Annotated in this window: 22 protein-coding genes and 7 tRNA genes; 6 read left to right on the forward strand and 23 right to left on the reverse strand. The window is 41.5% G+C overall.

The features are described 5' to 3' along the window. Positions 1 to 85 precede the first annotated feature (85 nt). From FH976_RS07750 to tsaE, 10 genes are all read right to left on the reverse strand, one after another. The gene (locus tag FH976_RS07750) at positions 86 to 1,402 is read right to left on the reverse strand and encodes an adenylosuccinate synthase (protein WP_194090306.1); all 1,317 of its coding nucleotides are present in this window, start codon (positions 1,400 to 1,402) and stop codon (positions 86 to 88) included. 134 nt (positions 1,403 to 1,536) lie between these two features. Then, positions 1,537 to 1,701 (reverse strand): DUF2065 domain-containing protein, encoded by a 165-nt coding sequence (locus tag FH976_RS07755; protein ID WP_194090340.1) that lies wholly within the window; start codon positions 1,699 to 1,701, stop codon positions 1,537 to 1,539. 118 nt (positions 1,702 to 1,819) lie between these two features. Continuing rightward, positions 1,820 to 2,806, reverse strand: a complete 987-nt coding sequence (hflC, locus tag FH976_RS07760; RefSeq protein ID WP_194090307.1) for a protease modulator HflC — start codon at positions 2,804 to 2,806, stop codon at positions 1,820 to 1,822. Between the two features lie 2 nt (positions 2,807 to 2,808). Next, a complete protein-coding gene (hflK, locus tag FH976_RS07765; protein ID WP_194090308.1) occupies positions 2,809 to 4,002 on the reverse strand; it encodes an FtsH protease activity modulator HflK in 1,194 nt (397 codons plus the stop codon). A 63-nt stretch (positions 4,003 to 4,065) separates the two neighbouring features. Continuing rightward, positions 4,066 to 5,373: a ribosome rescue GTPase HflX gene (hflX, locus tag FH976_RS07770; protein WP_194090309.1), complete on the reverse strand. Its 1,308-nt coding sequence runs from the start codon at positions 5,371 to 5,373 to the stop codon at positions 4,066 to 4,068. 35 nt (positions 5,374 to 5,408) lie between these two features. Continuing rightward, positions 5,409 to 5,681 (reverse strand): RNA chaperone Hfq, encoded by a 273-nt coding sequence (gene hfq / locus FH976_RS07775; protein ID WP_194090310.1) that lies wholly within the window; start codon positions 5,679 to 5,681, stop codon positions 5,409 to 5,411. Positions 5,682 to 5,936: 255 nt separating this feature from the next. Continuing rightward, positions 5,937 to 6,872 carry a tRNA (adenosine(37)-N6)-dimethylallyltransferase MiaA gene (miaA, locus tag FH976_RS07780; RefSeq protein WP_194090311.1) on the reverse strand — a complete coding sequence of 312 codons (936 nt, stop codon included), beginning with the start codon at positions 6,870 to 6,872 and terminating at the stop codon, positions 5,937 to 5,939. Continuing rightward, positions 6,869 to 8,869 carry a DNA mismatch repair endonuclease MutL gene (gene mutL, locus FH976_RS07785; protein ID WP_194090312.1) on the reverse strand — a complete coding sequence of 667 codons (2,001 nt, stop codon included), beginning with the start codon at positions 8,867 to 8,869 and terminating at the stop codon, positions 6,869 to 6,871. The genes miaA and mutL overlap by 4 nt, the downstream gene beginning before the upstream one ends. A 74-nt stretch (positions 8,870 to 8,943) precedes the next feature. Beyond that, entirely contained in the window at positions 8,944 to 10,689 is a 1,746-nt protein-coding gene (locus FH976_RS07790) for an N-acetylmuramoyl-L-alanine amidase (protein ID WP_194090313.1), read from the reverse strand. Next, positions 10,683 to 11,150, reverse strand: coding sequence for a tRNA (adenosine(37)-N6)-threonylcarbamoyltransferase complex ATPase subunit type 1 TsaE (tsaE, locus tag FH976_RS07795; RefSeq protein WP_194090341.1), 468 nt, complete (start codon positions 11,148 to 11,150; stop codon positions 10,683 to 10,685). The genes FH976_RS07790 and tsaE overlap by 7 nt, the downstream gene beginning before the upstream one ends. Before the next feature lie 290 nt (positions 11,151 to 11,440). On the opposite strand from tsaE, the gene queG reads away from it, so the two are divergent. Continuing rightward, positions 11,441 to 12,559, forward strand: a complete 1,119-nt coding sequence (queG, locus tag FH976_RS07800; RefSeq protein WP_194090314.1) for a tRNA epoxyqueuosine(34) reductase QueG — start codon at positions 11,441 to 11,443, stop codon at positions 12,557 to 12,559. Between the two features lie 567 nt (positions 12,560 to 13,126). Here queG and FH976_RS07805 read toward each other — a convergent pair. The 8 genes from FH976_RS07805 to orn all read right to left on the reverse strand — a co-directional run bounded on the left by FH976_RS07805 (position 13,127) and on the right by orn (position 15,088). Beyond that, positions 13,127 to 13,202: transfer RNA gene (locus tag FH976_RS07805), tRNA-Gly, on the reverse strand. Positions 13,203 to 13,517: 315 nt separating this feature from the next. Next, positions 13,518 to 13,594: transfer RNA gene (locus FH976_RS07810), tRNA-Met, on the reverse strand. A 65-nt stretch (positions 13,595 to 13,659) separates the two neighbouring features. After that, positions 13,660 to 13,735 (reverse strand) — tRNA-Gly (locus FH976_RS07815). 51 nt (positions 13,736 to 13,786) lie between these two features. Further along, positions 13,787 to 13,863 (reverse strand) — tRNA-Met (locus tag FH976_RS07820). Between the two features lie 174 nt (positions 13,864 to 14,037). Next, a tRNA-Gly gene (locus tag FH976_RS07825) sits at positions 14,038 to 14,113 on the reverse strand. A 51-nt stretch (positions 14,114 to 14,164) separates the two neighbouring features. Then, positions 14,165 to 14,241: transfer RNA gene (locus FH976_RS07830), tRNA-Met, on the reverse strand. A 65-nt stretch (positions 14,242 to 14,306) separates the two neighbouring features. After that, positions 14,307 to 14,382 (reverse strand) — tRNA-Gly (locus tag FH976_RS07835). A gap of 142 nt (positions 14,383 to 14,524) precedes the next feature. Continuing rightward, positions 14,525 to 15,088 carry an oligoribonuclease gene (gene orn / locus FH976_RS07840; protein ID WP_194090315.1) on the reverse strand — a complete coding sequence of 188 codons (564 nt, stop codon included), beginning with the start codon at positions 15,086 to 15,088 and terminating at the stop codon, positions 14,525 to 14,527. Between the two features lie 116 nt (positions 15,089 to 15,204). On the opposite strand from orn, the gene rsgA reads away from it, so the two are divergent. The 4 genes from rsgA to FH976_RS07860 all read left to right on the forward strand — a co-directional run bounded on the left by rsgA (position 15,205) and on the right by FH976_RS07860 (position 19,092). After that, a complete protein-coding gene (gene rsgA, locus FH976_RS07845; protein WP_194090316.1) occupies positions 15,205 to 16,257 on the forward strand; it encodes a small ribosomal subunit biogenesis GTPase RsgA in 1,053 nt (350 codons plus the stop codon). Between the two features lie 95 nt (positions 16,258 to 16,352). Next, on the forward strand, positions 16,353 to 17,279 hold the full coding sequence (asd, locus tag FH976_RS07850; protein ID WP_194090342.1) for an archaetidylserine decarboxylase: 927 nt from the start codon (positions 16,353 to 16,355) through the stop codon (positions 17,277 to 17,279). Positions 17,280 to 17,425: 146 nt separating this feature from the next. Next, a complete protein-coding gene (locus FH976_RS07855; RefSeq protein WP_194090317.1) occupies positions 17,426 to 18,139 on the forward strand; it encodes a glycerophosphodiester phosphodiesterase in 714 nt (237 codons plus the stop codon). 65 nt (positions 18,140 to 18,204) lie between these two features. Continuing rightward, positions 18,205 to 19,092, forward strand: a complete 888-nt coding sequence (locus tag FH976_RS07860; protein WP_194090318.1) for a DMT family transporter — start codon at positions 18,205 to 18,207, stop codon at positions 19,090 to 19,092. An 8-nt stretch (positions 19,093 to 19,100) separates the two neighbouring features. Here FH976_RS07860 and FH976_RS07865 read toward each other — a convergent pair whose 3' ends face one another. The 4 genes from FH976_RS07865 to FH976_RS07880 form a co-directional block, all read right to left on the reverse strand. Then, a complete protein-coding gene (locus tag FH976_RS07865) occupies positions 19,101 to 19,760 on the reverse strand; it encodes a LutC/YkgG family protein (RefSeq protein ID WP_194090319.1) in 660 nt (219 codons plus the stop codon). Further along, the gene (locus FH976_RS07870) at positions 19,760 to 21,193 is read right to left on the reverse strand and encodes a LutB/LldF family L-lactate oxidation iron-sulfur protein (protein ID WP_194090320.1); all 1,434 of its coding nucleotides are present in this window, start codon (positions 21,191 to 21,193) and stop codon (positions 19,760 to 19,762) included. The genes FH976_RS07865 and FH976_RS07870 overlap by 1 nt, the downstream gene beginning before the upstream one ends. Beyond that, positions 21,190 to 21,948 carry a (Fe-S)-binding protein gene (locus FH976_RS07875; RefSeq protein ID WP_194090321.1) on the reverse strand — a complete coding sequence of 253 codons (759 nt, stop codon included), beginning with the start codon at positions 21,946 to 21,948 and terminating at the stop codon, positions 21,190 to 21,192. Before FH976_RS07875 ends, FH976_RS07870 begins: the two co-directional genes overlap by 4 nt. A gap of 81 nt (positions 21,949 to 22,029) precedes the next feature. After that, positions 22,030 to 23,727 (reverse strand): L-lactate permease, encoded by a 1,698-nt coding sequence (locus FH976_RS07880; protein WP_194090322.1) that lies wholly within the window; start codon positions 23,725 to 23,727, stop codon positions 22,030 to 22,032. Between the two features lie 203 nt (positions 23,728 to 23,930). Here FH976_RS07880 and FH976_RS07885 point away from each other — a divergent pair, with 203 nt between their 5' ends. Continuing rightward, positions 23,931 to 24,830: a LysR family transcriptional regulator gene (locus tag FH976_RS07885; RefSeq protein ID WP_194090323.1), complete on the forward strand. Its 900-nt coding sequence runs from the start codon at positions 23,931 to 23,933 to the stop codon at positions 24,828 to 24,830. 32 nt (positions 24,831 to 24,862) lie between these two features. Here FH976_RS07885 and epmA read toward each other — a convergent pair whose 3' ends face one another. Further along, the gene (gene epmA, locus FH976_RS07890; protein ID WP_194090324.1) at positions 24,863 to 25,834 is read right to left on the reverse strand and encodes an elongation factor P--(R)-beta-lysine ligase; all 972 of its coding nucleotides are present in this window, start codon (positions 25,832 to 25,834) and stop codon (positions 24,863 to 24,865) included. Positions 25,835 to 26,162 lie beyond the last annotated feature (328 nt).

Below are 26,162 nucleotides of genomic sequence, written 5' to 3' on the forward strand. Positions count from 1 at the left end.
TGACCTTGCTGCTCAGTTTACAACTGCAAGACCTAAAAAAGCCGACATCAACGTCGGCTTTTTCATATTTCATTTTAGCGTAATATTAAACGCTAAATGGATGAACCTTAATGATAGTTTCATTACGATCTGGTCCAGTTGATACGATATCAATCGGAACACCAGTCAACTCTTCAATACGCTTAATGTAATCAAGAGCAGCTTGTGGAAGCGCGTCTATTGATTTAGCACCAAAAGTATTCTCAGACCAACCTGGCATCGTTTCGTAAATTGGCGTCGCTTTTTCAAATGCATCAGCCGCTAATGGAGACACATTCATGACTGAACCATCGTCCATTTGGTAGCTAGTACAAATCTTTAACTCTTCTAAGCCATCAAGAACGTCAAGTTTCGTTAAGCAAAAACCGGTGATTGAGTTTAATTGAACAGCGCGACGCATAGCGACAGCATCAAACCAGCCGGTACGACGCAGGCGGCCTGTGGTTGCACCAAATTCGTGACCAACAGTACCCAAATGCTTACCAATAGGATCTTGCTTATCTAAGCCATCATAGAGTTCTGTTGGGAATGGTCCTGAACCAACACGAGTACAGTACGCCTTGGCGATACCAAGAATATAACCAATATGACTTGGGCCAAAACCAGAACCAGCAGCAACGCCACCAGCAGTCGTATTTGAAGACGTTACATAAGGGTAAGTACCATGATCGATATCAAGCAATGTACCTTGAGCACCTTCAAACATGATTTTATCACCACGTTTACGAGCAGCGTCAAGCTCATCAGTTACATCAATCACAAGTGAAGTCAGCAAATCTGCATAACCTTTCGCTTGTTCAAGCACTTCCTCATAGTTAACTTCATCTACTTTGTAGTAGTTCACCAATTGGAAATTATGATACTCCATGACTTCTTTTAGTTTTTCAGCAAAAGAACTCATATCGAATAAGTCGCCAACGCGTAAACCACGACGAGAGACTTTATCTTCATAAGCTGGACCGATACCACGACCAGTTGTACCAATCGCTTTTTTACCACGAGCAAGCTCACGGGCTTGATCTAAAGCAATGTGATAAGGAAGAATAAGAGGGCAAGCTTCAGAGATGTATAGACGTTCACGAACCGGAATGCCACGCGCTTCAAGCGGTTTCATTTCATTTAATAAAGCGTCAGGAGAAAGTACAACACCATTGCCAATAATGCACTTCACATTATTGCGTAGAATACCTGATGGAATTAAGTGGAGAACGGTTTTTTCACCGTCAATGACTAGAGTGTGACCTGCATTGTGACCACCTTGATAGCGCACCACATATTTTGCATCTTCAGTTAAAAGGTCAACTATTTTACCTTTACCTTCGTCACCCCATTGGGTGCCAAGAACGACTACGTTATTTCCCATTTTTAATTCTACTTGCTAGTTAAAAAAGGATTCTAGCATACCAAAAACACTTGTTGCAGTCATTTTTTAGATGAATTTTTATGCACTTTACTTTCATACATAAAATAAGATTGCATGAGATTAACTTGCTGTCATTATTTCATCAACATAAAGACAATTACGCAGCCTGCAACCACTAAAGCACCTCCGATTCTCTTTAATTGACTATCAGGAAGTTGGCTCATTTTTGTGACCATACTTTTCCATGCTTTAGGTGCAAACGCAGGCCCTAAGCCTCCAAATATAAGAACGAACCCCATAGCAATAAAGAAAGATATCACTGTTATTTATCCTCATTTCAATCCAAATAGCCATAAAAAAAGAAGGAACCATCAGGTCCCTTCTTCAATTGATTATAACAACGAAAGCTCAGAAGGTTTAGTTCTCAGTCTTACGTCCATTACTTTGATTCATATATTTAAAGAAGTCACTCTTTGGATCAAGTACCAGTAAGTCACTCTTATTGCTGAACGATTTTTCGTACGCTTTAAGTGAACGCAAGAAGCTATAAAACTCAGGATCTTGATTGTATGACTGTGCATAAATCGTAGCTACTTTTGCATCTGCATCACCACGAGTAACACGAGCTGTTTTATCGGCTTCGGCTAATGTAGTTGCAACTTCAAGTTCCGCTTGAGCTCGAATAATTTCGGCTTTTTCACGACCTTGCGAACGGTGCTTACGCGCAACGGATTCACGTTCCGCACGCATACGACGATAAATCGACTCACTGATCTCATCAGGTAGGTTAATTTTCTTCATACGGAAATCAACCAATTCAACACCTAAATCTTTCATTGCACTATCGCGAGTATCATCCAATACATCAAGCATGATTTTATCGCGCTCGCCATCTACTTCTAATGCTTCTTTAGCCGATTCAGGTAACGCATCTTCATCTTTAATCATATCAACAGCAACTATTTCACTGCGAGGACCGGAAACGATTTGCTTAATTTCCCGCGCACCGATTTCAGAACGAAGAATATCAGTCACCTTACGCCCCAGTAGTGTTTCAGCCGTTAAGGTATTACCACCACCGGTTGCCAGATAATACTTACCAAAATCACTTATTTTCCATTTCACATAAGTATCGATGATAACGTCTTTTTTCTCTGATGTTACAAAACGGTCTGATTTACCATCCATTGTTTGGATACGTGCATCTAACGTTTTTACATTATCAAAGAAAGGCATTTTCATATGCAAACCCGGAGGATAAATTTTTGAAGACATATCATTGGTATCTTTCAGTATTCGACCAAAACGGATCACGATGCCTCGCTCGCCTTCCGGGATAACAAACACTGACATTAATGCCACAACAATTAAAATCGCCACTAAAGGGATAAATAACTTACGCATGTTTAGAATCTCCCTTTACGTGTTGAAGTCGAGCTTGAGTGTTTATCAGTCTCATCACCATTTGATTTGCTTGAATCTAATTGAATACCATCATACTCAGAAGATGATTTATCTCCGGTACGTGCTTTCGCTGGCTGAGCTTTAGAATCCGAAATTAACTTATCAATCGGTAAATACAGCATATTGCCAGACGATTCAGAATCAATCAGAACTTTCGAGCTACGTGTATAGATTTTTTCCATAGCATCAAGATACAAACGATCACGTGTTACTTTTGGTGCCGCTTGGTATTCAGGCAATAGCTTATTAAACTGAGCCACTTGACCTAACGCTTCATTTACCGTGCGCTCGGTATAGCCTTGAGCTTCTTTCTTCAAACGTTCAGCACGGCCGGTCGCTTTCGGTAGAATTTCATTTTTATACGCTTCTGCTTCACGAATGAAACGTTCTTCATCTTCTCGAGCTGCAATGGCGTCATCGAACGCATCTTTCACTTGCTCTGGAGGACGAGAGGATTGGAAGTTCACATCGGTTACCGTTAAGCCCATATCGTATTTATCGATAATTTGGTTTACCGTTTTTTCCGTAGTTTGTCGTATTTGCTGACGACCACTGGTGAGAATACTATCCATCAAAGAATCACCAATAACGGCACGAAGTGCTGAATCGGTTGCTTGACGTAGACTGTCATCGGCATTAGTCACGCGAAATAGGTATTTATAAGGGTCAGATACTCGGTATTGAACCCCCATTTCGACCGTTACTACATTTTCATCTTTGGTTAGCATTAAACCGCTAGCACGTAATGAGCGAATCGCTTGTACGTTGACAGGTGTGACATCATCAATAAAGCGAGGACGCCAGTTTAGACCTGGATCCACTATTTTTTCGTACTTACCTAAACGAAGTACAACACCACGCTCTGCTTCGCCGATAGTATAGAAGCCAGAGAAAACCCAAATTAAGATAGCTATTAACGCAATCGCACCAAAGCCGATCGCACCACCGCCACCAAATAATGGTTTCCCGTTACCTTTCTTACCGAATGTACCGCCTAATTTTTGACTGAGCTTATTAAAAACCTCATCCAAATCAGGTGGACCTTGATCTCGACCGCCGCGATTTTTATTCTTACCCCAAGGGTCTTTATCTTGGCCATTATTGTCGTTGTTATTTCCAGGCTCGTTCCACGCCATTAGAAAGCTCCATCGTATAGATATGACGTTCATACCAATAACAGTAAAATTACTGCATCGATATCATACTGTAGCAGCTAAGTCAGTGACGATAAGGTCACGCAAAACTACCTCTTCTCTTTTCTCTAATCTTGACCAATCAACTTGTTGCATTCGAATATCAATCAATAAGTTACCTTCTTGATCATACTTTTCAGCTTGGATCGCATTCATCTGAATGAAGACACTACGAATACGTCCTTGATGCATAGGGGAAATACAAAGCTGATACTGAACAATCTGTGTTGACAAGCGCTCAGTAAGCGCAGAAAACAACAAATCTAAACCGATCCCATTCATGGCCGAAACCCAGACGATACGAGGTAAACCTTCGTCATCTCGCTCAATTCTTGGTTTTTGCCCTTCCATGTTATCAATTTTGTTCATCACTAACAGCGATGGAACCTCATGAGCATCAATTTCTTCTAAAACTACGTCAACCGCGTGGATGTTCTCACGAAAACGGTCATCACTAGCATCTACAACATGTAACAAAATGTCAGCTTCTTGAGTTTCTTGCAATGTTGCTTTAAAAGCTGCAACCAAATCATGGGGCAAATGACGAATAAAGCCAACCGTATCTGCTAATACAGCATTACCAACATCTTCAAGCTCTATTTTTCGTAACGTAGGATCTAGTGTTGCGAATAGTTGATCCGCCGCATAAACCCCCGCTTGGGTAATATGATTAAATAAAGTCGATTTTCCTGCGTTGGTATAGCCCACTAACGAAATTGTTGGAATTTCAGCTCGTTGCCTTGCCTTTCTTCCTTGCTCACGTTGTTTTGAAACTTTGGCTAAACGACGTAGGATAGCTTTAATACGCTCACGCAATAAACGTCTGTCGGTTTCTAACTGAGTTTCACCCGGCCCGCGTAAACCTATACCACCTTTTTGACGCTCTAAGTGAGTCCAACCTCGGATCAAACGAGTTGATAAGTGACGCAACTGCGCCAATTCAACTTGCAATTTACCTTCATGAGTTCGAGCTCGTTGAGCAAAGATATCTAAGATTAAACCAGTACGATCGAGAACTCGACATTGGCACAAGTATTCAAGATTACGTTCTTGTGCTGGCGATAAAGCATGATTAAAAATAACAATTTCAGCACCTAATGCTTTTACTGTATCTGCAATTTCTTGTGCTTTACCTGTACCGACATAATATTTAGCATGCGGTGATTGGCGGCTACCCGTTACAACCTTCAGGCTATTTACGCCAGCAGAAGACACCAGCATTTCAAACTCGCTGAGGTCTTCCCACTCACCTTCTTGTGTGAAGTTTATATGAACAAGTACCGCCTGTTCGCCGGATTCATAACGGTCAAACAAACCGTTCGCTCCTTAATGTAAACAATAAAATATTCTTAATCTTCTGAATTCTCTTGTTGCGGTTTATCTTGAGTTACTGGGCGTTGTTCAGCGGTATGATGGCTTACTGCACGAGCAGGCACAACCGTCGAAATCGCATGCTTATAAACCATTTGACTGACGGTATTTTTCAATAAAATCACGAATTGATCAAAAGATTCAATTTGACCTTGAAGTTTAATCCCATTCACTAAATAAATTGAAACTGGGATACGTTCGCGACGTAATGCATTCAAGAATGGGTCTTGTAAAGATTGCCCCTTAGCCATTTTATATTCCTTATTTTGATTGTTGTTTTATTTTTAGCTAACTTGATCTTTTTACGTATACCGTTGCAAAAAACAACCGTAAAAAGTCACTTACACAATAAAGCAGTGCGAATACTTAATAAAAGAGCCATTAAGTGGTGCATTAACGAGCCAATTTGCTCGACTGCCAAATTTATCTTTATATCGAAAATAGGTATTTGACAAAAACTTACCTAAACGCTTTCAGTATACTCAAATCACATCAAGATGCACGGTTCAGGATTCGCTCACTATCGCATTTGATAATGTTTCTACTGATGCCTCAATATTTTCACTATCTAGCCAAGTTAAATCATTCCAGCTTCGTAACCAGGTAATTTGTCTTTTCGCTAATTGACGAGTGGCGCATATACCTTTAAACACGGCTTCATCTAGTGTGCCATTTCCATCAAGATATTCCCACATCTGTCGATAGCCTACACAACGAATGGAAGGTAGATCAAGGTGTAGATCGCTTCGTTGATACAAGGTGCTTACTTCTTGTTCAAATCCCGCGGCGATCATTTTTTCAAATCGAAGTTCAATACGTCGATGCAGTTCTGATCGTTGAGCTGGCATTACCGCAAATTGTTTTACTCGATAAGGAATCGGTTCGCCTTTTTTTGCCGTCAATTCGGTTAATGTTTTACCTGTGATTCGGAACACCTCAAGTGCGCGTGATAAACGCTGTGGATCATTGGGATGAATCCTTTGCGCAGACACAGGATCAATCATCGCCAATTCTTGATGTAAAGCTTCCCAGCCTTTTTGTTGTGACTCTTCTTCTATCTGTTGACGAATAGCGGGATCCGCTGCGGGTAATGGTGACAAGCCCTCAAGCAAGGCTTTGTAATACAACATAGTGCCACCTACCAATAATGGTATTTTACCTTGGGCAACAATATCGGCCATTTCATTTAATGCATCCCGACGAAAATCAGCAGCAGAATAAGAATTTTTTGGATCTAAAATATTAATCAGCCGGTGAGGTGCAAGTGCTAATTCTTGTTCATCTGGCTTTGCGGTCCCAATATCCATTCCTTTGTAAATCAATGCAGAATCGACACTAATGATCTCGACAGGGTATTTTTGACGTAGGCGAATTGCCAGCTCGGTTTTCCCTGATGCTGTCGGCCCCATTAAAAACAAAGCTAAAGGTAATGATTCACTCATGATTGCAGCCCCACAATCAAAGCAGAAAAATCAACTGGTTGAACCCAATTATATTGTTGTAACGGCAAAGCGGTTCCCCAAATTTGTTCAAGCTCAGACACAAGTTGAATGGCTTCAGATAAAGTGTAGCGAGCTTTTGGTACGGTAATATATTCCGTTATCCATAAAGTCAGCGCTTCATAACTGACGGTTTTTATCTCTAAAATATACCCCAAAAGATCGGGGATGAAAGATTGTAAATTTTGATGTCTTAGCGGCTGTGGCACGGCCATTACCACTAAATTATTCTTCCCTTTGGCTTTTAACTCAATGCCAAACAAAGATAATAATGAATATTGTTCTTCTGCCGTTGCCAGTAAATCAGATGAAACAGGGATACTTAATAAAATGAGTAGCGGCTGAGCTTTTAAGCCATTATCTTCGCCCACTATTAATTGACCTTGCACTCTCAACGCTTCAGCTTTATTCAGATCCACTAATAAACAGGTCTGAGAGTTTTGCATCAATAAATAACGATCTTGAACCACGGCTAAGGATTTCCCTAAAGACTTGATATTACTGAGTTCTAAAGTCGATTTTTGTTGAATTCGCGCCTCATTTTTAGTCGTACCCACGATATCATTGTCCGTGTTTACATTATTCTCACTCTCTTGATGCCCTTCGAAATCCATTGGTGCTGCCGTTTGAAACAACGCTTGATACACTTCTGATTGCTTCGGGTGATAACTTGATGTCGATGAACGAGTGGTTTTCTCAGAGCACGGAGAAGAGATTGAGCTATCTCGTTTTATCTGCTTACTTTCTTGCCACTGACTATTTTCTTGCCACTGACTGCTTCCTGGTAACTGATCAGTTCTCGCGACCTTATAGGTTTGTGGAGAGTCATTAATATATTCATCTCGTTGGCGAATTGAACTATTCATTAATTCATCAACATCATGTTGAGGCTGATATTGACTTGCATAAGCAGATTTAGAAATGGCTGGTGAGGCTATTTCAACTGCCTGGGATAAAGCATCCCGCAAGGCTTGATAAATAAAATCATGTACAAGACGTGCTTGGTGGAAGCGAACTTCATGTTTAGCTGGGTGGACATTGACATCAACTTGATGGGGATCGATTTCAATAAATAATACATAAGTAGCAAATTGTTCAGATCGTAAAGCCGATTCATAACTTTGGCGTATAGCATGGTTGATAAGCTTATCGCGCATCATACGGCCGTTTACATAACAATATTGCAAATCACTTTGGCTACGAGCGCCTTGTGGCGTAGTCATCCAGCCTTTGAGCTTAAGATCATTATGATCAAGCGAGATCGCCACCGCATGCTGCATAAAATTAGCACCACAAACTGCCGTCAATCGCTTTTCAATTTGGCTATCTGTTTTCGCTGCACGATATTGACGCAGTACTTTTCCGTTATGACGTAAGGTGATCGACACCTCAAGACAACTCAACGCGATGCGTTTCAGCAATTCATCAATATGAGAGAATTCGGTTTTTTCAGTGCGAAGGAATTTACGTCGAGCCGGCGTATTAAAAAACAAATCAACCACTTCAATCGTGGTTCCTATTGGGTGCGCTGCTGGTGTCACTTTAACTGTCATATCTCGGCCTTCAGCATAAGCAGACCAAGCTTCCGTTTGAGTGGCAATACGAGAAGTTAAAGTTAAACGAGATACTGAGCTAATACTGGCTAACGCTTCTCCTCGAAAACCAAGGCTAACAATCGCTTCGAGATCATCGAGAGTGTGGATTTTTGAAGTGGCATGACGACTCAAGGCTAGCCCCAGTTCATCTTTTGCGATACCAGAACCATTATCCCGAACACGAATAAGTTTGCTGCCACCTTTTTCAATATCGATATCGATCCGCGTCGCGCCAGAATCAATACTATTTTCAACTAATTCTTTCACAACTGATGCAGGACGCTCCACCACTTCACCAGCAGCGATTTGGTTCGCAAGTCGAGCAGGTAAAATTTTAATCGCCATAATATCGCTACACCGTTAAGACTATAAATTGAGAATAAAAAGCTATAAATTAAGACCCAAAAACCTTATCAATATTAAGATTTCGGTATGGTTAGCTTCTGACCGACGGCTAAGCTATTTGAGCGTAAATTATTCGTCTTACGAATATCATCCACACTGACACCATATTTTTGAGCTATTCCACCTAAATACTCACCACTTCGAACTTTATGTGTGATCGATACAGACGAACTTGGCACGGTAATTTTAAGTCTCTGGCCTAATTTTAATGTATTACTGCGTAAATTATTTTGTGACTTAATTTGGCTAACTGACACATTATAAGTTTCGGCAATTTTACCTAGATAATCACCACTTCTTACCACATGAGTGATTTCTTTAGAACCTGACGATGCAGCACTCGATGCTCCCGAGCTTACACTTGATTGACGATTATTAGTCGCACTCACTTGCAATTCTTGACCAACATTTAAGCTCGAGTTTTTTAAGTTATTCCACTTCATCAAATTCGCAGTGCTGGTATTATAACTTTTTGCGATAACCGAAAGAGACTCGCCACTTTTAACTTTATGCTTTCCTGCCGAAGCATGATTCACAACAATCATCCCTTCCGGTGGGTTATCTTTAAAATACTGTTGTATCGCCACAGAAATGGCATTTGCTAATCTATTTTGGTGATAGTTTTGGAATAACAATTTTTCTTCTTCTGGATTAGAAATAAACCCTGTTTCGACAAGAATAGAAGGAATATCTGGTGATTTCAAAACGGCCAAACTAGCATAAACAGGCTTGGTCGTATGCATACGAGTCACTTGGCGTAGCTGACTAATCACATGCAAAGCCAGTTTATTACCTTCAGTTTGAGAATGGCTAAACTGTAAATCAAGAACCGTTTGGCTCACGTTTTTATCATTCGCATTCTTAGACAATAATAAACCGCCACCGCCAAGCAATTCAGATTGTTCTTCTTTCTTTACAACCCAGCGACCAATCTCGGTATTCGCACGACGAGTGCTTAGTACAAAAACAGAAGCGCCTCGCGGACCTGAAGTGGTATAACTGTCAGCATGAATAGAAACCAATAATAAGGCTTTATTTTTACGGGCAATTTCCGAACGCTCATTCAAATTGACATAATAATCACTTGTACGCGTGAGTACGGCATGAATATTTGGCGTTTTCTTATTTAGATCGTCCACCACTTTTTTAGCGATCGCTAATGTCGCATTTTTTTCATATTTTCCTGTTGGTCCAATCGAGCCGGGATCTTGTCCACCGTGCCCCGGATCAATTGCTACGACAATACTCGTGGGTGAGCGAGATAATGTGTTAGGAACAACATGACGCTCATTATTCGACGGCGTTGCTGTTTCTTTTGGAGCGCTAGTTGGAACAGAAGAACCACTGGCAGATCCATGTTTAAAATCAACAACTAAACGATGTCCATATTGTCCACCAGCGGTTGGTGCTAATTTAAATACCTCAGGATTTTGCTTCGATTTCAATTCAAAGACCAAACGATAAGTCGACGCATTCGGAGCGCCACTACGACGAACTTGAGTTAAAACAGGGCTATCCGTCACTTTTAATGGCAACTTGGTTTTTAATACCGTGTTTTTGATATCAACCACTAACCTATCTGGACTAGTTAAGGTGAAATAGCTAAAAGAAGGATCGCTAGCCATATCCATCACAACACGCGTATCACTCTCAGATGGCCAGACACGAATTGAATTTAATGAATTAGCCAATACAGAAGATGACAAACCAAGTAAAGCAATCAATAAAAAACAAACTTTTACACTAAATAACTTCAACACAACTCCAACCTACTTAATAAAGATTGCCCATATTCATTATTGGCAGTTAGAACAACCTGCCTATGTGACTCAATGTAACGTAACTCAATATCTAAATCAGGTTGAGGCAACATTCCTTCACCTTTTTCAGGCCACTCAACCAAACAAATAGCGTCTGGAGTAAAATAATCTCGGATTCCCATAAACTCTAACTCTTCAGGATCGGCTAAACGGTACAAATCAAAATGATACACTTGCCAATCCGATAAAATATAAGGTTCAACCAAAGTGTATGTTGGGCTCTTCACATTACCTTGATGGCCTAAAGCTCTCACAAAACCACGGCTAAATGTTGTTTTTCCCGCACCGAGATCGCCATGCAAATAAATCGTGGTTTGTTGTGAACATAAATGGGCTAACTGAGTCCCTAAATTTATGGTGGCAGCTTCATCAATTAATAGTGCTTGTTTGATTTTAGTCATGGTGATCTTGCTCATAAAAAGGAATCGTTTAATTCAACAAAGAGTATTCTACTTATCCGTACGATATTTATATTAAAAGTGATTTAGACCCAATAAACTTGGATATCATCCGATATTTTTAACTCACTATTATTCTACATATTGCGGATAAATTCTAAGTAAAGTGTCAAGATTTCATCCAAAATTGACTTTATTGAGTCATAATAGCCAAATAAACATGAAGAGCCATCGTAACCACTCTATCTATTAGGTAAAATCCAACCTTGACCATCCTCCAAAAGCTATCAACTATGAACTACATCGAACTTGCCAAAAACATTAAGCTATGGGGCGAAGAGCTAGGCTTTCAAAAAGTTGGGATCTGCGATATCGATCTATCCAATCATGAAGCTCAATTACAACGGTGGTTAGATGCTGGATATCACGGGACTATGGACTGGATGGCAAGACATGGCATGATGCGAGCAAGGCCAGCAGAACTTCTCCCGGGAACTGTTCGAGTTATTAGCGTAAGAATGGATTACCTTCCTCCAGATGCTCAATTTGCTTCAAATCTTGCCGATCCAACGCAAGCCTATATTAGTCGTTATGCATTAGGTCGCGACTATCATAAATTAATTCGTAATCAACTTAAAAAACTAGGGCAACGTATTGAACAAGAAGTGGGAGCTTTTGGCTATCGTCCTTTTGTTGATTCTGCACCCATTTTAGAGCGTCCATTAGCACAAAAGGCAGGTTTAGGCTGGACGGGCAAGCATTCCTTGATTCTTGATAAAGATAAAGGTTCCTGGTTTTTTTTAGGGGAATTATTAGTTGATCTTCCCTTACCTATTGATGAACCCCAAACAGACCAATGTGGAAAGTGCACAGCTTGTATTACTTCTTGTCCAACGGGAGCCATAATCAGTGATGGTGTTGTTGATGCTAGATTATGCATCTCTTATCTCACCATAGAGTTTGATGGTGTTATCCCAGAAGAATTACGCAGTAAGATGGGAAACCGAATTTATGGTTGTGATGACTGCCAACTCGTTTGCCCTTGGAGTCGTGAATCGGATATCACCGAACAAGAAAGCTTCCACCGTAGACCTATCTTCAATACTTCGGATCTCACCCAGTTATTCCAATGGGATGAAGCTACTTTTCTAAAAAACATGGAAGGCTCGGCAATTCGACGTATTGGTCATACGCAGTGGCTTCGAAACATTGCTATCGCTTTAGGTAATGCTCCATATAGTCAATTAATCTACCAAGCATTAGAGTCTAGGTTAGGTATAAATGAATTATTAGATATTCATATTAATTGGGCTTTAGAAGTTCAACATGAAAAAAAAGATATTGAAATAAGAAATACCAAACTAGAACGACTGGTTAGGATTATCAAAAAAGGTTTACCGCGAGATGCATAACGTTACCTTACTGATAGTTCACCCTACCTATGGTGATACTGATCTCAAAAAATTGTAATGTGGAAAAAGTATCAAAATAAGTAACGTTACAGGGCGTAACAGAAAGTTAAACACATTCAAATAAAATGATAAAGATCAAGTAAAAACCAAATAAAGATCTTCAACTCAACCTGATCTTTTATACAGCTAAAAAACAAAACCAATAAAAATCAAAAGCTTATAACTTTTTTCATTAAACCGTTAATTTTTTATTAATGCTAAAGATCCAAATAACTCAGTCGTTTTTCATTATAAAAAAATGACTTACACACCAAGTTATCCACAAATTACACTTGTGGGTAACTCTGTAGACAAATTTATAATCACCAGTCAAAACAGCGCTTACAGCGAAGTAGAGGACATCGAAGAATAATTTTCTGATTAGTAAAATGACAGCCAATAAATTGTATAAAACTAGAAAGAGCGATAATCAAATATCTTGATTAAAATGAAAATGATTCACATCGGGAATCTATATATTGCAGAGAATAAAAAACGATCTCTTTTGAGATCGTTTTTTATTTTATTTGGAGCGACACACGAGGCTCGAACTCGTGACCTCGACCTTGGCAAGGTCGCGCTCTACCAGCTGAGCTAGTGTCGCGTAATAAACCGCTAAATTTAGCCATTTATTTTAATGTGGTTCCAGAAGCAGGTTTAAACCTACGTCCTTCGCCGATTTTATGAAGTGCTGAGCCCGACGAGCTATAGCGTATTCATAATATCTTTTAATGTGGTTCCAGAAGCAGGATTTAAACCTACGTCCTTCGCCGATTTTATGAAGTGCTGAGCCCGACGAGCTAGCGTGTTCATAACATCTTTTAATGTGGTTCCAGAAGCAGGTTTAAACCTACGTCCTTCGCCGATTTTATGAAGTGCTGAGCCCGACGAGCTAACGTGTTCATAACATCTTTTAATGTGGTTGCGGGAGCAGGATTTGAACCTACGACCTTCGGGTTATGAGCCCGACGAGCTACCAGACTGCTCCATCCCGCGTCCGAATGTCATTGTTAAGTACAATGAAAACTCTACCTTTCCAATCTCTCGATTAAACAAGAAACTGGAGCGACACACGAGGCTCGAACTCGTGACCTCGACCTTGGCAAGGTCGCGCTCTACCAGCTGAGCTAGTGTCGCATTGTTACTTTTATATTCTCACTGTTATTAAGATAACCATGAAAATTAATGTGGTTGCGGGAGCAGGATTTGAACCTACGACCTTCGGGTTATGAGCCCGACGAGCTACCAGACTGCTCCATCCCGCGTCCGAATGTCATTGTTAAGTACAATGAAAACTCTACCTTTCCAATCTCTCGATTAAACAAGAAACTGGAGCGACACACGAGGCTCCCGATCTTCAAGGTTTAGGCGTGACCTCAACCTTGACCTTGACTAGGTTGCGCTCTGCCAGAAGCGCCATCGTGTTTCGTATTCTAATTTGGAGCGACACACGAGGCTCGAACTCGTGACCTCGACCTTGGCAAGGTCGCGCTCTACCAGCTGAGCTAGTGTCGCGTTGTTACTTTTATATTCTCACCGTTATTAAGATAACCATGAAAATTAATGTGGTTGCGGGAGCAGGATTTGAACCTACGACCTTCGGGTTATGAGCCCGACGAGCTACCAAACTGCTCCATCCCGCGTCCGGATGTCATTGTTAAGTACAATGAAAACTTTACCTTTCCAACTTCTCGATTAAACAAGAAATTGGAGCGACACACGAGGCTCGAACTCGTGACCTCGACCTTGGCAAGGTCGCGCTCTACCAGCTGAGCTAGTGTCGCAGAGCTAAACATCTTTCGCTGTTTAGGGGTGCGAATTATAAGAGCATTTGATTTTGATGCAAGTACTAGTTTGCAAAAAAATGAAAATAATTGTTCGATTGATTGAAAATAAAACAATCTGCTGATAACTCTCGCACTTTAATCAAATTTTGAACACTGTAGAACGGTAATACTTAAGTTCTGCAATCGATTCACGAATATCATCCAGTGCTAAATGACTACCAGATTTAGAAAAGCCGTCTAAAATTTCTGGCTGCCAACGGCGCGTTAACTCTTTTATTGTACTAACATCAAGATAGCGATAGTGAAAGTACTCTTCCAATAAAGGCATATGCTTATACAAAAAGCGACGGTCTTGACCAATACTATTACCACAAATAGGTGATTTCCCTTTTGGTACCCATTGCTCCAAAAAAGCGATCGTTTGGGCAATCGCTTCATTTTCTGTCACGGCCGTTTCTTTCACTCTTTTAACTAAACCGCTATTGGTATGTGTATTGGTGCACCAATCATCCATTTTAGCTAATTCTTCATCAGATTGATGAATCGCGAGCATTGGCCCTTCCGCTAAAATATTTAATTCGCTATCCGTGACAATTGAAGCAATTTCGATAATTTTATGCGTTTCTGGATCCAATCCCGTCATTTCAAGGTCAATCCAAATTAAATTATCTTGATGAAACTTAGCGTGTTGAGGTTGTGTCATATCATTACCTATTAGATGAATTGTCTATTTTGGATATCTTTGCACTTAATAGGTATATTATACCCTGCTGGATTTAATCCAACACCCTCTTAATTATTACGGAATTAATATTACCTGTGGCAAAAAAAAATAAGCTAACTAAAGGCCAAGTACGCCAAGTACGCACCAACCAAAGCAAACGACTTAAACGAGAAGACTCGATCCAATGGGACGATGATATGTTAGGCGGAATGCAAAAGGGCTTAGTCATTACTCGCTTTGGTCAGCATGCCGATATTGAAGACTCTGAAAGCGGCGTTATTCATCGCTGCAATCTACGACGTGGAATTGAAAGCCTTGTTTCTGGTGACAACGTGATATGGCGTCCCGGCTTGGAATCCATGGCAGGGATCTCAGGCGTTGTAGAAGCCGTTGAAAAAAGAACCTCCGTATTAGTTCGTCCAGATTATTATGATGGCATCAAACCTGTCGCCGCCAATGTTAATCAGATGGTCATTGTATCTTCCGTTTTACCTGAATTATCGCTCAATATTATTGATCGTTACCTCATCGCTGCTGAAACTCTCGAAATTGCACCTTTGATTGTTCTGAATAAAACCGATTTAATTTCTGATGATAAACGCAAGCAATACCAACAAGCATTAAGTCATTATAAAACCATTGGGTATGACGTGTTGTTTGTTAGCCGCGAAACAGAAGAAGGGCTAGATGATCTACAAGCTGCCTTAAAAGATCGCTTAAATATTTTTGTCGGTCAATCTGGCGTAGGCAAATCTAGCTTAGTGAATGCCTTAATACCTGAAGTGCAGATCTTAGAAGGTGATGTGTCTGAAAATTCCGGCCTAGGCCAACATACTACAACCACCGCTCGCCTTTACCATTTTCCAAAAGGTGGTGATTTAATTGATTCCCCAGGGGTGCGTGAATTTGGTTTATGGCACTTAGAAGCAGATGCAGTCACACAGGCCTTTATTGAGTTTCGCCCTTATCTAGGTGGATGCAAGTTCCGAGATTGTAAACACAACAATGATCCCGGCTGTATTATTCGCAGCGCAGTTGAAAGTGGTGACATCACTCGAGTGCGCTTTGATAATTACCATCGCATTATTGAAAGCATGAGCGAAAATAAAGCAAATCGACAATTTTCTAAAGATAAAAAAGATTTATAACGCTGACAAATAGTTGGCTTTTAAGTACTATGTCGGCCTCTTTCGTACCCTCATTTTTATATGCGAAATATTCAGATAAAACGGATAACCAAGTGATTGATAAAATTAAAGTAACTTTACAGTATTGGATCCCACAGCATGCCTTAACTCGCCTCATGGGTAAGTTAGCCTCTGCACAGATGGGCAGTTTAAGCACCGCGGTTATTCGCTGGTTTATTAAACAATATAAAGTGAACATGAACGACGCCGTTCATTCAGATCCAGCCTATTTTAATAGTTTTAATGAATTTTTTGTTCGTGAACTTAAAGAAGGTGTGCGCCCTATTTCGGAAGGTAGCAACGTAATCGTTCACCCTGCCGATGCTCGCACAAGTCAATTTGGCCCAATAGAAAATGGACGCTTAATTCAAGCAAAAGGTCATGATTTCTCAGCAAAAGAACTGCTTGGTGGCGACAAAGCATTAGCCGAAGAATTTGCCGATGGTGAGTTCGCAACATTGTACCTGTCACCAAGTGATTATCATCGCGTCCATATGCCATGTGATGGTGTATTACGCCAAATGATTTATGTTCCGGGTGACTTATTCTCTGTAAATCCACTCACCGCTGCCAACGTGCCAAACCTGTTTGCTCGCAATGAGCGCGTGGTTTGTATTTTTGATACCGAATTTGGCCCAATGGCACAAGTGCTTGTCGGTGCTACTATTGTTGGCAGTATTGAAGTGGTTTGGGGCGGCACAATTACTCCGCCAACGGGATCCTCCGTTCATCGCTGGAACTATGAAACTCAAGGTGAAAAAGCAATTCAGCTCAAGAAAGGCGAAGAAATGGGCCGTTTCAAATTAGGCTCAACCGTCATCAACCTATTCAGTAAAGATGCTATCTATTTTGATAACAGCATGGCTGAAGGTGAAAGAACGGTACTCGGTACTCCTTATGCCCATACCAAAGTATCAGTAAATACTGAAACGGTAGAAAACGCAGACACAAACGAAACTGCAAAAACGACTGATGCCGAATAAGCCCTTCAGATAAACCAGATAAAGGTGATCGCCACTAGGCCATCACCTTTTTTTTGATTTCAAGAATTTTGATTTTAATACTTTTCTAAACGTTGCTATCTACTTATGATGTAAGCTCTTAATTTAAAAATCATGGCACTCTACTTATGCTCATTATTGCTCATCGAGGCGCTCGTTCAACACATCCTGAGAATACCTTATCTGCCATTCAAGCGGCTTTAGATATTGGCTGCCAAGCCATTGAGATCGATGTGCATGAGCATGATGGCCAATTTTGGGTTATTCACGATAAATGGCTAAATCGCACCACCGACCATATTGGAAAATTGCATTGGTTGAGTAGTGAGAAACTCAAGAAAGTAAAAATCGCCAAAACAGAAAGCATTCCGACATTAATTGAAGTATTACAACTCATTGATGGAAAATGTGCGTTAAATATTGAAGTGAAAGGCATACAACATTTCGACCTACTTTATCATCATCTTGATTTTGCCCTTACACAATGTCATTTCCGACTTGGACAATTAGTCATTTCTTCTTTTAATCATGATTGGTTAAAACAGATAAAAGATGAACAACCGCAGTGGATTCTCGGTGCGCTTACCGCATCTAAGGGCATTGATAAAGCAGCATTTGCGGCCCAGTTAGGCGCCATTAGCATTAATTTAGATCTTGATATTATCGATGAAGATTATGTCCAACATGCCAAAGAGCTCGGCTTATCGGTATTTGTCTATACGGTCAATCAGCCTGAGGATTGGCAGTGGTTGTCTGATATTGGTGTGGATGGTGTGTTTTGTGATTGTCCCGCCAATGCGATTGCACTTTATCCCCAACCTAGCTCATTTTTGTGGCAATAACCGACCTTAATTAAAAGCGCCATCTCGTAATAACAAAACATGGCTTTCAAGGAAGAAAACGTATTATGACCTACGAATGGTTAGCCCTCACTGCTGCCGCTTTATGGGCGATTTCTAGCTTAATATCGGTGACGCCTGCGCGCCATTTAGGTTCATTTGCTTATAGCCGTTGGCGCATGGGTTGCACTGCCGTCATGCTGACTAGCTTGGCATGGTTTATTGGTGGCTGGGCAAGCATAGAATCAAGTCACATATTGCCGATGGCGCTGTCTGGTTTTGTTGGAATATTTATTGGTGATACCGCTCTTTTTGCCTGCATGAATCGCATGGGACCTCGGCAAGCAGGATTATTATTTTCTTGTCATGCGGTATTTTCAACGATTTTGGGGTATTGGTTATTTCATGAAACCTTAAGTGGAAAAGAGCTATTCGGAGCCACCATGGTTTTTTCTGGTGTCGTCATTGCTATTTTCTTTGGCCGTAAGCAAGCCAATCAACATATTTGGGAAGCCGTTCGAGGCAAAATTCATATCGCGATAGGATTAGGTTTATTAGCTGCGTTTTGCCAAGCAATGGGAGGAATCATCGCCAAGCCCGTCATGGAAACCGCCGCCGATCCAGTGGCCGCTTCTGCGATTCGAATGATCACCGCTTTTGCTGCTCATCTGACATTAAGAGCAACCGGCGCAAACATTGCCAAACCGTTGCAACATATTAACTGGAAAATTTTAGGCATCACCGCCATTAATGGTCTGCTAGCAATGGTGTTCGGCATGACATTAATTTTATACGCGCTACAGAAAGGTAATGTTGGCATGGTGGCGCTATTATCCTCCACCACCCCGATTATGATTTTACCGTTGCTTTGGATCTACACCAAACAACGCCCCTCTCCTTTTGCGTGGATGGGGGCGGTGCTGGCGGTCGTTGGAACCAGTATTTTAGTCAGCTAAGAAGCGGCTTATTGATCCTCTAAAATCACGACGATCAGTTCACTGGGCCCATGAGCCCCATAAGCCAACGTTTGTTGAATATCCGCCGTTTTAGAGGGCCCTGAAATCAACAACGCATTGGTTGGCATGTTATCCGCCCAATTCTGCACCGCCATAACTTCCAAAAAATGATGATGTAAGGTCGAAGCATGAATAACCGCAACATGACAAGGTGGCACTAGAGATAAAGTTCTTGGTTCTTGTGGTGTAGGCCATAATACCAACGTTCCAGTATCGGCAATCCCCGCTAGAACATGCGTAATACCTACATCAATATTAGTAAATAGTTCAGTTTTCCAACCTTCTATCTCCTGACTAAATTCTTTCACATCAATTCCGGTAAGGCTTTGTTGAAAAACATGGTGCCATTTTCCTTGCGTACCAATGACAGCCTTTTTCCATCCCTTCTCACCGCTCAACTGATTTAATGTTTGGCTTAGCTGCTCACTATGGATGGATTTAATCTCAGCATGACTTGCGCTCAAAGCCTGGCAAAATCGAGTCATTTTCTGTTCATTTGTTTTTTTACCATCACTTCCCCAAGGGTGAAACGCTATATCCTTCTGCGCCTGTGAGCTGACCTTTGCCATTTTTAAACGCTCTAAAATCTGGTTACGAGAAGTCGTCATTATTTTTCCCCGCTAAGTTTATGACGTTGAGCCATGATGTGGTGCAGTGATCGCTTAGCCAATTTAGGCGCAGTTCGACATTGAGTCCAAGGCCCTATTTTGCTAGGCATGAATGAGCGCAATTTTGTCGCCATTCCGGTTCCAAAATGATAGAGACTGGGGTGAGAAGCCGCATAAGCAAATCCTTGCATCGCAATATGTTCACTACGACTCGCGGCTGATTTTTGCCCTTGAATTGGTACCGTATTTGGCTTGGGATCATTTTTTGCTTCACGTCGTAAACGCTGCAACATTTCAGGTATGGGGATCCGAACCGGACACACCTCACCACACGCCCCACATAAACTTGACGCCGTCACTAAATCTTTCGTTTTATCTAAGCCTAAAAGATGCGGTGAGATGATCTTTCCTATTGGCCCCGGATAAACCGTGCCATAAGCATGACCGCCAATTTTGGTGTACACAGGGCAATGATTCATGCAGGCACCGCAGCGAATACACTGTAAGGTTTTACGCATCTCTTCATCTTGATAGGCTTGGCTTCTACCGTTATCAAGCAGCACTAAATGTACTTCTTTCGGCCCATCTTTTTCACCTGGCTTTCTCGGTGATGTGATCATATTAAAGTAAGTGGTGATCGCCTGTCCGGTGGCAGAACGAGTTAAAGCACTAAACAGTGGCGGTACATCCGCCAGGTTTTCGACGACTTTTTCAATCCCCGTGATCGCAATATGAACATTCGGAATGGTCGTCGACATGCGGCCATTGCCTTCATTTTCAACTAAGCATAATGTGCCCGTTTGGGCGACCGCAAAGTTCACACCAGACAAACCAATATCGGCATCATGAAATTTTTGGCGTAAACGTGTTCGACCAGTTTGGATCAATTCATCAACATCGACTGTCGGCGTGAAATCGTCAAGATTCTTTTCAAAAGTATCACTGACCTCTTGTTTGTTTTTATGAATAGCCGGCATGATAATGTGCGATGGTTTATCGCCATCAAGCTGAACAATGTATTCACCCATATCACTTTCAAGGCACTCTATGCCCAGCTTCGCCATCTCATGATTAAGTTCTACTTCTTCACTGACCATCGATTTACCTTTGATGATCATCTTGGCTTGATGACGTTCCGCAATCTTGGCAATAATCTGATTGGCTTCTTCTGCATTTAACGCCCAATGAACTTGGATACCATTATCAATACAGTTAGCTTCAAGTTGCTCAAGTAATTCCGGGAGTTTTCGTAAACTTCGCTGACGAATAGATTCCGCTAAATCTCGAATGTCCGCTTCTTCTGTGGCATTAGGAAAAACGCTTTTACGCTTATCCTGTAGGTAATCCATCGCACCTCTAAAATTGGCACGTAATTGCGGATCGGCAAGCGCTACCTTTGCTTGCTCATGAAAGTGCTCCGGTGACTGGCTCATGATGGGCTCCTTTGCGTACGCTCTAATAAAAAGCTCGCTAAATGTCGTCCACGCATCGCCTTCCCTTGATATTCAAGAGCGCCGTTAATATTCAGTAGACACCCCCAATCGGCGCTCACCAGTGTTTCTGCTTTGGTTTCAAGGATATGGTGAGTTTTATCTTCTACCATGGCGGCCGAAATATCCGGATGACGAACAGAGAATGTGCCACCGAAACCGCAACATTCACTTTCATAATCTTGCATTCGTAGATCCACATTATCTAACTGTTCGATAAGCTGTGTGGCAGTAACATGTACATTCATTTCACGACGAGCGGCACATGAAGTATGCATCACTACCGCCATAGGATCGCCTTGATCTTCCAAGCGAATTCTGCACACTTTAATTAAAAATTCCGTTAGCTCAAATACGCGATCACAAAATTCACCCACCTTTTCTTGGTGGCTATCTTCTTTAAATAAACGACGATAATGATGATGCATCATCCCACCACAAGAGCCGGATAATACAATCACCGGGTAAGGTTTAGGAAACAGTGCGATTTGGCTTAGCGCGATTTGTTTCGCTTCATCATCATAACCGGAAGTGTAAGCAGGCTGACCGCAGCATGTTTGCTTTTCAATAAAAACGACATCGATCCCTTGCTGTTCTAATAACGTCATGGCATCAAGACCTGCCTCTGGATCAAAGACATCCACAAGACAAGTGGCGTAGAAATACACCTTTTTCGGTTTTGCAGGATAAATACGCATGGGCTTCTCCGATAAAGAGCTGGCTATTCACATTCCATAGCCAGCGATTACTCATTTAATCTTTTAATTTATAAATCGATATTATGGGGATACCATCAAAACATCGGTCATGTGGACTCCGTAAATCAATACCATTCCGATCACACCAGTCACCACCAAATAATAAAATGTCGGTATAATGGTCTTGCGTAAAATGATGCCTTCTCGTCCAAGTAGACCTACCGTTGCCGAAGCAGCCACAACATTATGAATAGCAATCATGTTACCTGCTGCTGCGCCGACTGCTTGTAAGGCAATAACAACAACACTGGATATTCCCAACGTCTGTGCAGCTTCAAATTGAAATTGACTAAACATCATATTAGAAATCGTATTCGATCCAGCGATAAAAGCTCCCAGCGCACCAACGGTGGCACTTAAAGCAGGGAAAGCCTCGCCAACCGCATTCGAGGCAAAGTTTGCAGTCATAACTGGCATACTGGCTAAATCCGAGTAATTCACACCAGAGTTAATAAATATGCGCACCATTGGAATGGTAAAAACCAGTACAAATCCAGCGCCAATCAACGTCTTGGTAGATTCGCCCAATGCTTTTCCCATCGGAACCAAACTACGTGACTGCAGTAATACCGCGAGTAAAGCAACAAAAACCAGGATCCCACCAGGTAAATAAAGAGGTGCAATAGAGGTACTCACTCCGGCTTCACCTAAAATATTATTGAAGGACACATTGATGCTTAGCAACCAGCCCAAAAAGTCTTTATTCACACGGCTTAATACTAAAATGATGGCTAACAATAAATAAGGTAACCACGCTAACACCAAGCCCATCGGTTTAGTTTTAATCTCATCAAGATTCATTTTTAATGAACCTAACCATTGGGCGGGCCAATCTTTCTCTTGAGGAAAATCCCAAGTGGTTTTAGGTACAAGGAAATTGAACTTTGCTGCGGTAACTACAATGGCCAATCCAAATAGCCCGCCCACTAGCGATGGAAATTCAGGACCAAGAAACACCCCGGTTATCGCATAAGGCACCGTGAAGGCAATGCCTGAAAACAAAGCAAATGGCAGAATATCCAATCCGGCAGTCCAACTGCGTTTCTGACCAAAAAAACGAGTCAGCATCATTGCCATAAGCACAGGAATCAATGTCCCCACAACCGCATGAGTCAATGCAACGGTCGAGGTAATTTGTTGTAGGTATGCCTCCCAATTAGAGCCATGAGACACTAAAGTTTCGGTAATATTATGGGTATCTAACCCCTTACTTACACCGATTAAAATAGGCGTGCCAACCGCGCCAAAAGAAACCGGTGTTGATTGGATCATCATGCCCATTAACACCGCCGCCAGCGCAGGAAAACCAATCGCGACAAGCAGTGGAGCCACAATCGCTGCAGGCGTACCAAATCCAGAAGCGCCCTCGATAAACGAACCAAAACACCAAGCAATGATAATGGCTTGAACTCGGCGATCGGGTGAAATATCGATAAAACCATTCCGAATGGTCGTGATGGCTCCTGTGTATTTTAAGGTATTGAGTAAAAGGATCGCTCCAAACACAATCCACAACACAGTTACCGTGACCCCTAACCCTTGCAATATCGAGGCAATCACTCTATTGGCTGACATATCCCAAAAAGTTAACGCAATCAAAACGGTTAATCCAAATGCAACTGGCATGGCTTTTTTCGCTGGCCAATTAAGACCAACCAAAAGAACCGCAGCTACCACTATGGGAGAAAATGCGATGATGGCTAATAATGAATCATTCATAGGCTGCTTCCTTGTCGTTAAGCTCTTAATCTTAATTGATGCCTTAATTCGCCTGTGTAAGGTGCGAATTAAGTAATGAACTTCGTTTCACGTTATTTTTATAATTTATGAACAAGTTGTTAACTCGGAGTGAATATAGGGCTTTTTATTTTATGCATTTAGGGAAATAATGAATTTCATTCTTTCCAAAATAGGTTTAATTAATGAGAGCTGATGATTTAATTTTATTCGCTCAGGTCGTCGAGCTGGGGAGCTTCACTAAGGTCGTAGATAAAAATAACCTTACAAATTCAGTAGTTAGTAAAAGAATAACAAGATTAGAAAAGGAGTTAGGAGTACAGCTATTATATCGAACAACGCGTAAATTGACGCTAACCGAAGCAGGTAAAGCTCTACTGGCAAGTGCGATAAATGTGAAGCTCGCCACTCAAGAAGCGATCGATGCCGTAGCGGGGTTGGGCGAAAATATCAGTGGTCATATAAAAATGTCAGTGCCAACCATCTCTGGCGATCTCATCTTAGCGGATGCCGTGGCAGAATTTTGTAATTTACACCCAGGATTAACGGTCGATATGTCTCTCGATAATCGATTTGTTGATTTAATTGAAGGCGGTTATGGCTTAGCTATTCGTACTGGCTACTTAGACGACTCCAGTTTAATCGCCCGTCATATTTTAGATTCTCAATGGGTCGTGTGCGCTTCTCCCACTTATGTCGCTCGCAACGGAAAACCACTTCAACCAAGCGATTTAACCACACACAATTGCTTGCAATACGCCTACCAAACAACGGGCGCTTGCGACTGGGAATTTAAGGGAAATAAAGGTAATTATTTAATTAAGGTGACCGGATCTTTTTCTACCGATAATGCAACCGCACTCCGCAAAGCCGTATTAGCTGGGCATGGTGTGGCTTATTTACCTCGCTGCCTTGTCTACCACGATCTACGTAATGGGGAATTAATCGATATTTTCCCTGAACAGGTTGGGAAAAAACTGGGAGTGTATGCGGTGTATCCTTTCACTCGACAACTTCCTAACAATGTTAGGTTATTAATCGAGCATATCCGCACGCGTTATCTGTCCATTTCTCATTATTTTTAATCTTATACTTGTAAGCTTGCCAGTACACCCGATCACGCTCTAGGAAACGGAAATGCAGTGACTTGATCGATATGATCACAACCGATCGCCAGCATAATCAAGCGATCAATACCCAATGCGACTCCTGCGCATTGGGGTAAACCTGCGTCTAATGCGGCAATTAAATGATGATCTATCGGTTGTGGTTTTAATCCCATTGCCAATCGTTGCTGATTGTCTTGCTCAAAGCGAGAAAGCTGCTCTTTGGCATCATCTAACTCATGGAAACCATTCGCCAGTTCCATGCCTTTAAAATACACCTCAAATCGATCTGCAACACGTTTATCATCTTGATTGATTTTGGCTAGCGCTGCTTGTGATGCTGGAAAATCATAAACCATGACTGGCACGATTTTCCCTATGTGTGGCTCAATACCAATGCTAAATAACAATTGGAGTAACGTATCTCGATCTTGTTCAGGCTCAGCAATATCCGATAGACCTAAAGTCGCTGCCGCTTGCTTCAACTGCTGCATGCTCCCTTCTAGTGGACACACTTGTAATACTTGCAAGAATGCTTGCTGATAGGTCATTTTTTCGCATGATTGGCACGATAAAACCAATTGTAATAACGCATCCATTTCAGCCATTAGATCATGGTGATCAAAACCGACTCGATACCATTCCAACATCGTAAATTCTGGGTTGTGATAACGGCCATTTTCTTCATTACGAAAGGCTTTATTGATTTGATAAATACAGCCGCTGCCGGCCGCCAATAAGCGCTTCATATGAAATTCAGGGCTGGTCATCAAGAAGACAGGTTGGCCATGCGCGAAATCCGGGCCGATGAATTCGGTTTTAAAGGTATGCAGATGAACATCGGTCACCGTCGCATGACTCATTGCAGGCGTATCGACTTCAAGCACATTTCTATTTGCAAAAAATGCACGGATTTGTTGGATCAGCTTTGCTCGCTGTTGAAGCTGGGGAATTGAAGCGGAAGGTTGCCACTGCTGCATCATACGATCTCATAAAATAAAGTAAGTACGAATAATAAATCGCCCAACAATACAAAGAAAGCAGAACCGCCTATGCTACTCAATTTACCCCTCAGTTAAATCAAATCGCGCCATCAACAGCGCTCTCTTTCATCATAATTTTTATTGAAAATCAGACACCAATAACAGCTTTGACTTTAAGGTACCCATTTAGGAGTATTATCACACCTATATACCCAGTCAGATCAATTTATTTCGCCAAAGAGTTGCATACACTTGCCCCTGTCAAAAAAAACTATTTTTCCAATCGTGCTCATGAAGACCCTCAAATAAACTAAAACGGTATCTACAT

This window comes from Vibrio hibernica (assembly GCF_015223435.1).
Taxonomy (GTDB): Bacteria; Pseudomonadota; Gammaproteobacteria; order Enterobacterales; family Vibrionaceae; genus Vibrio; species Vibrio hibernica.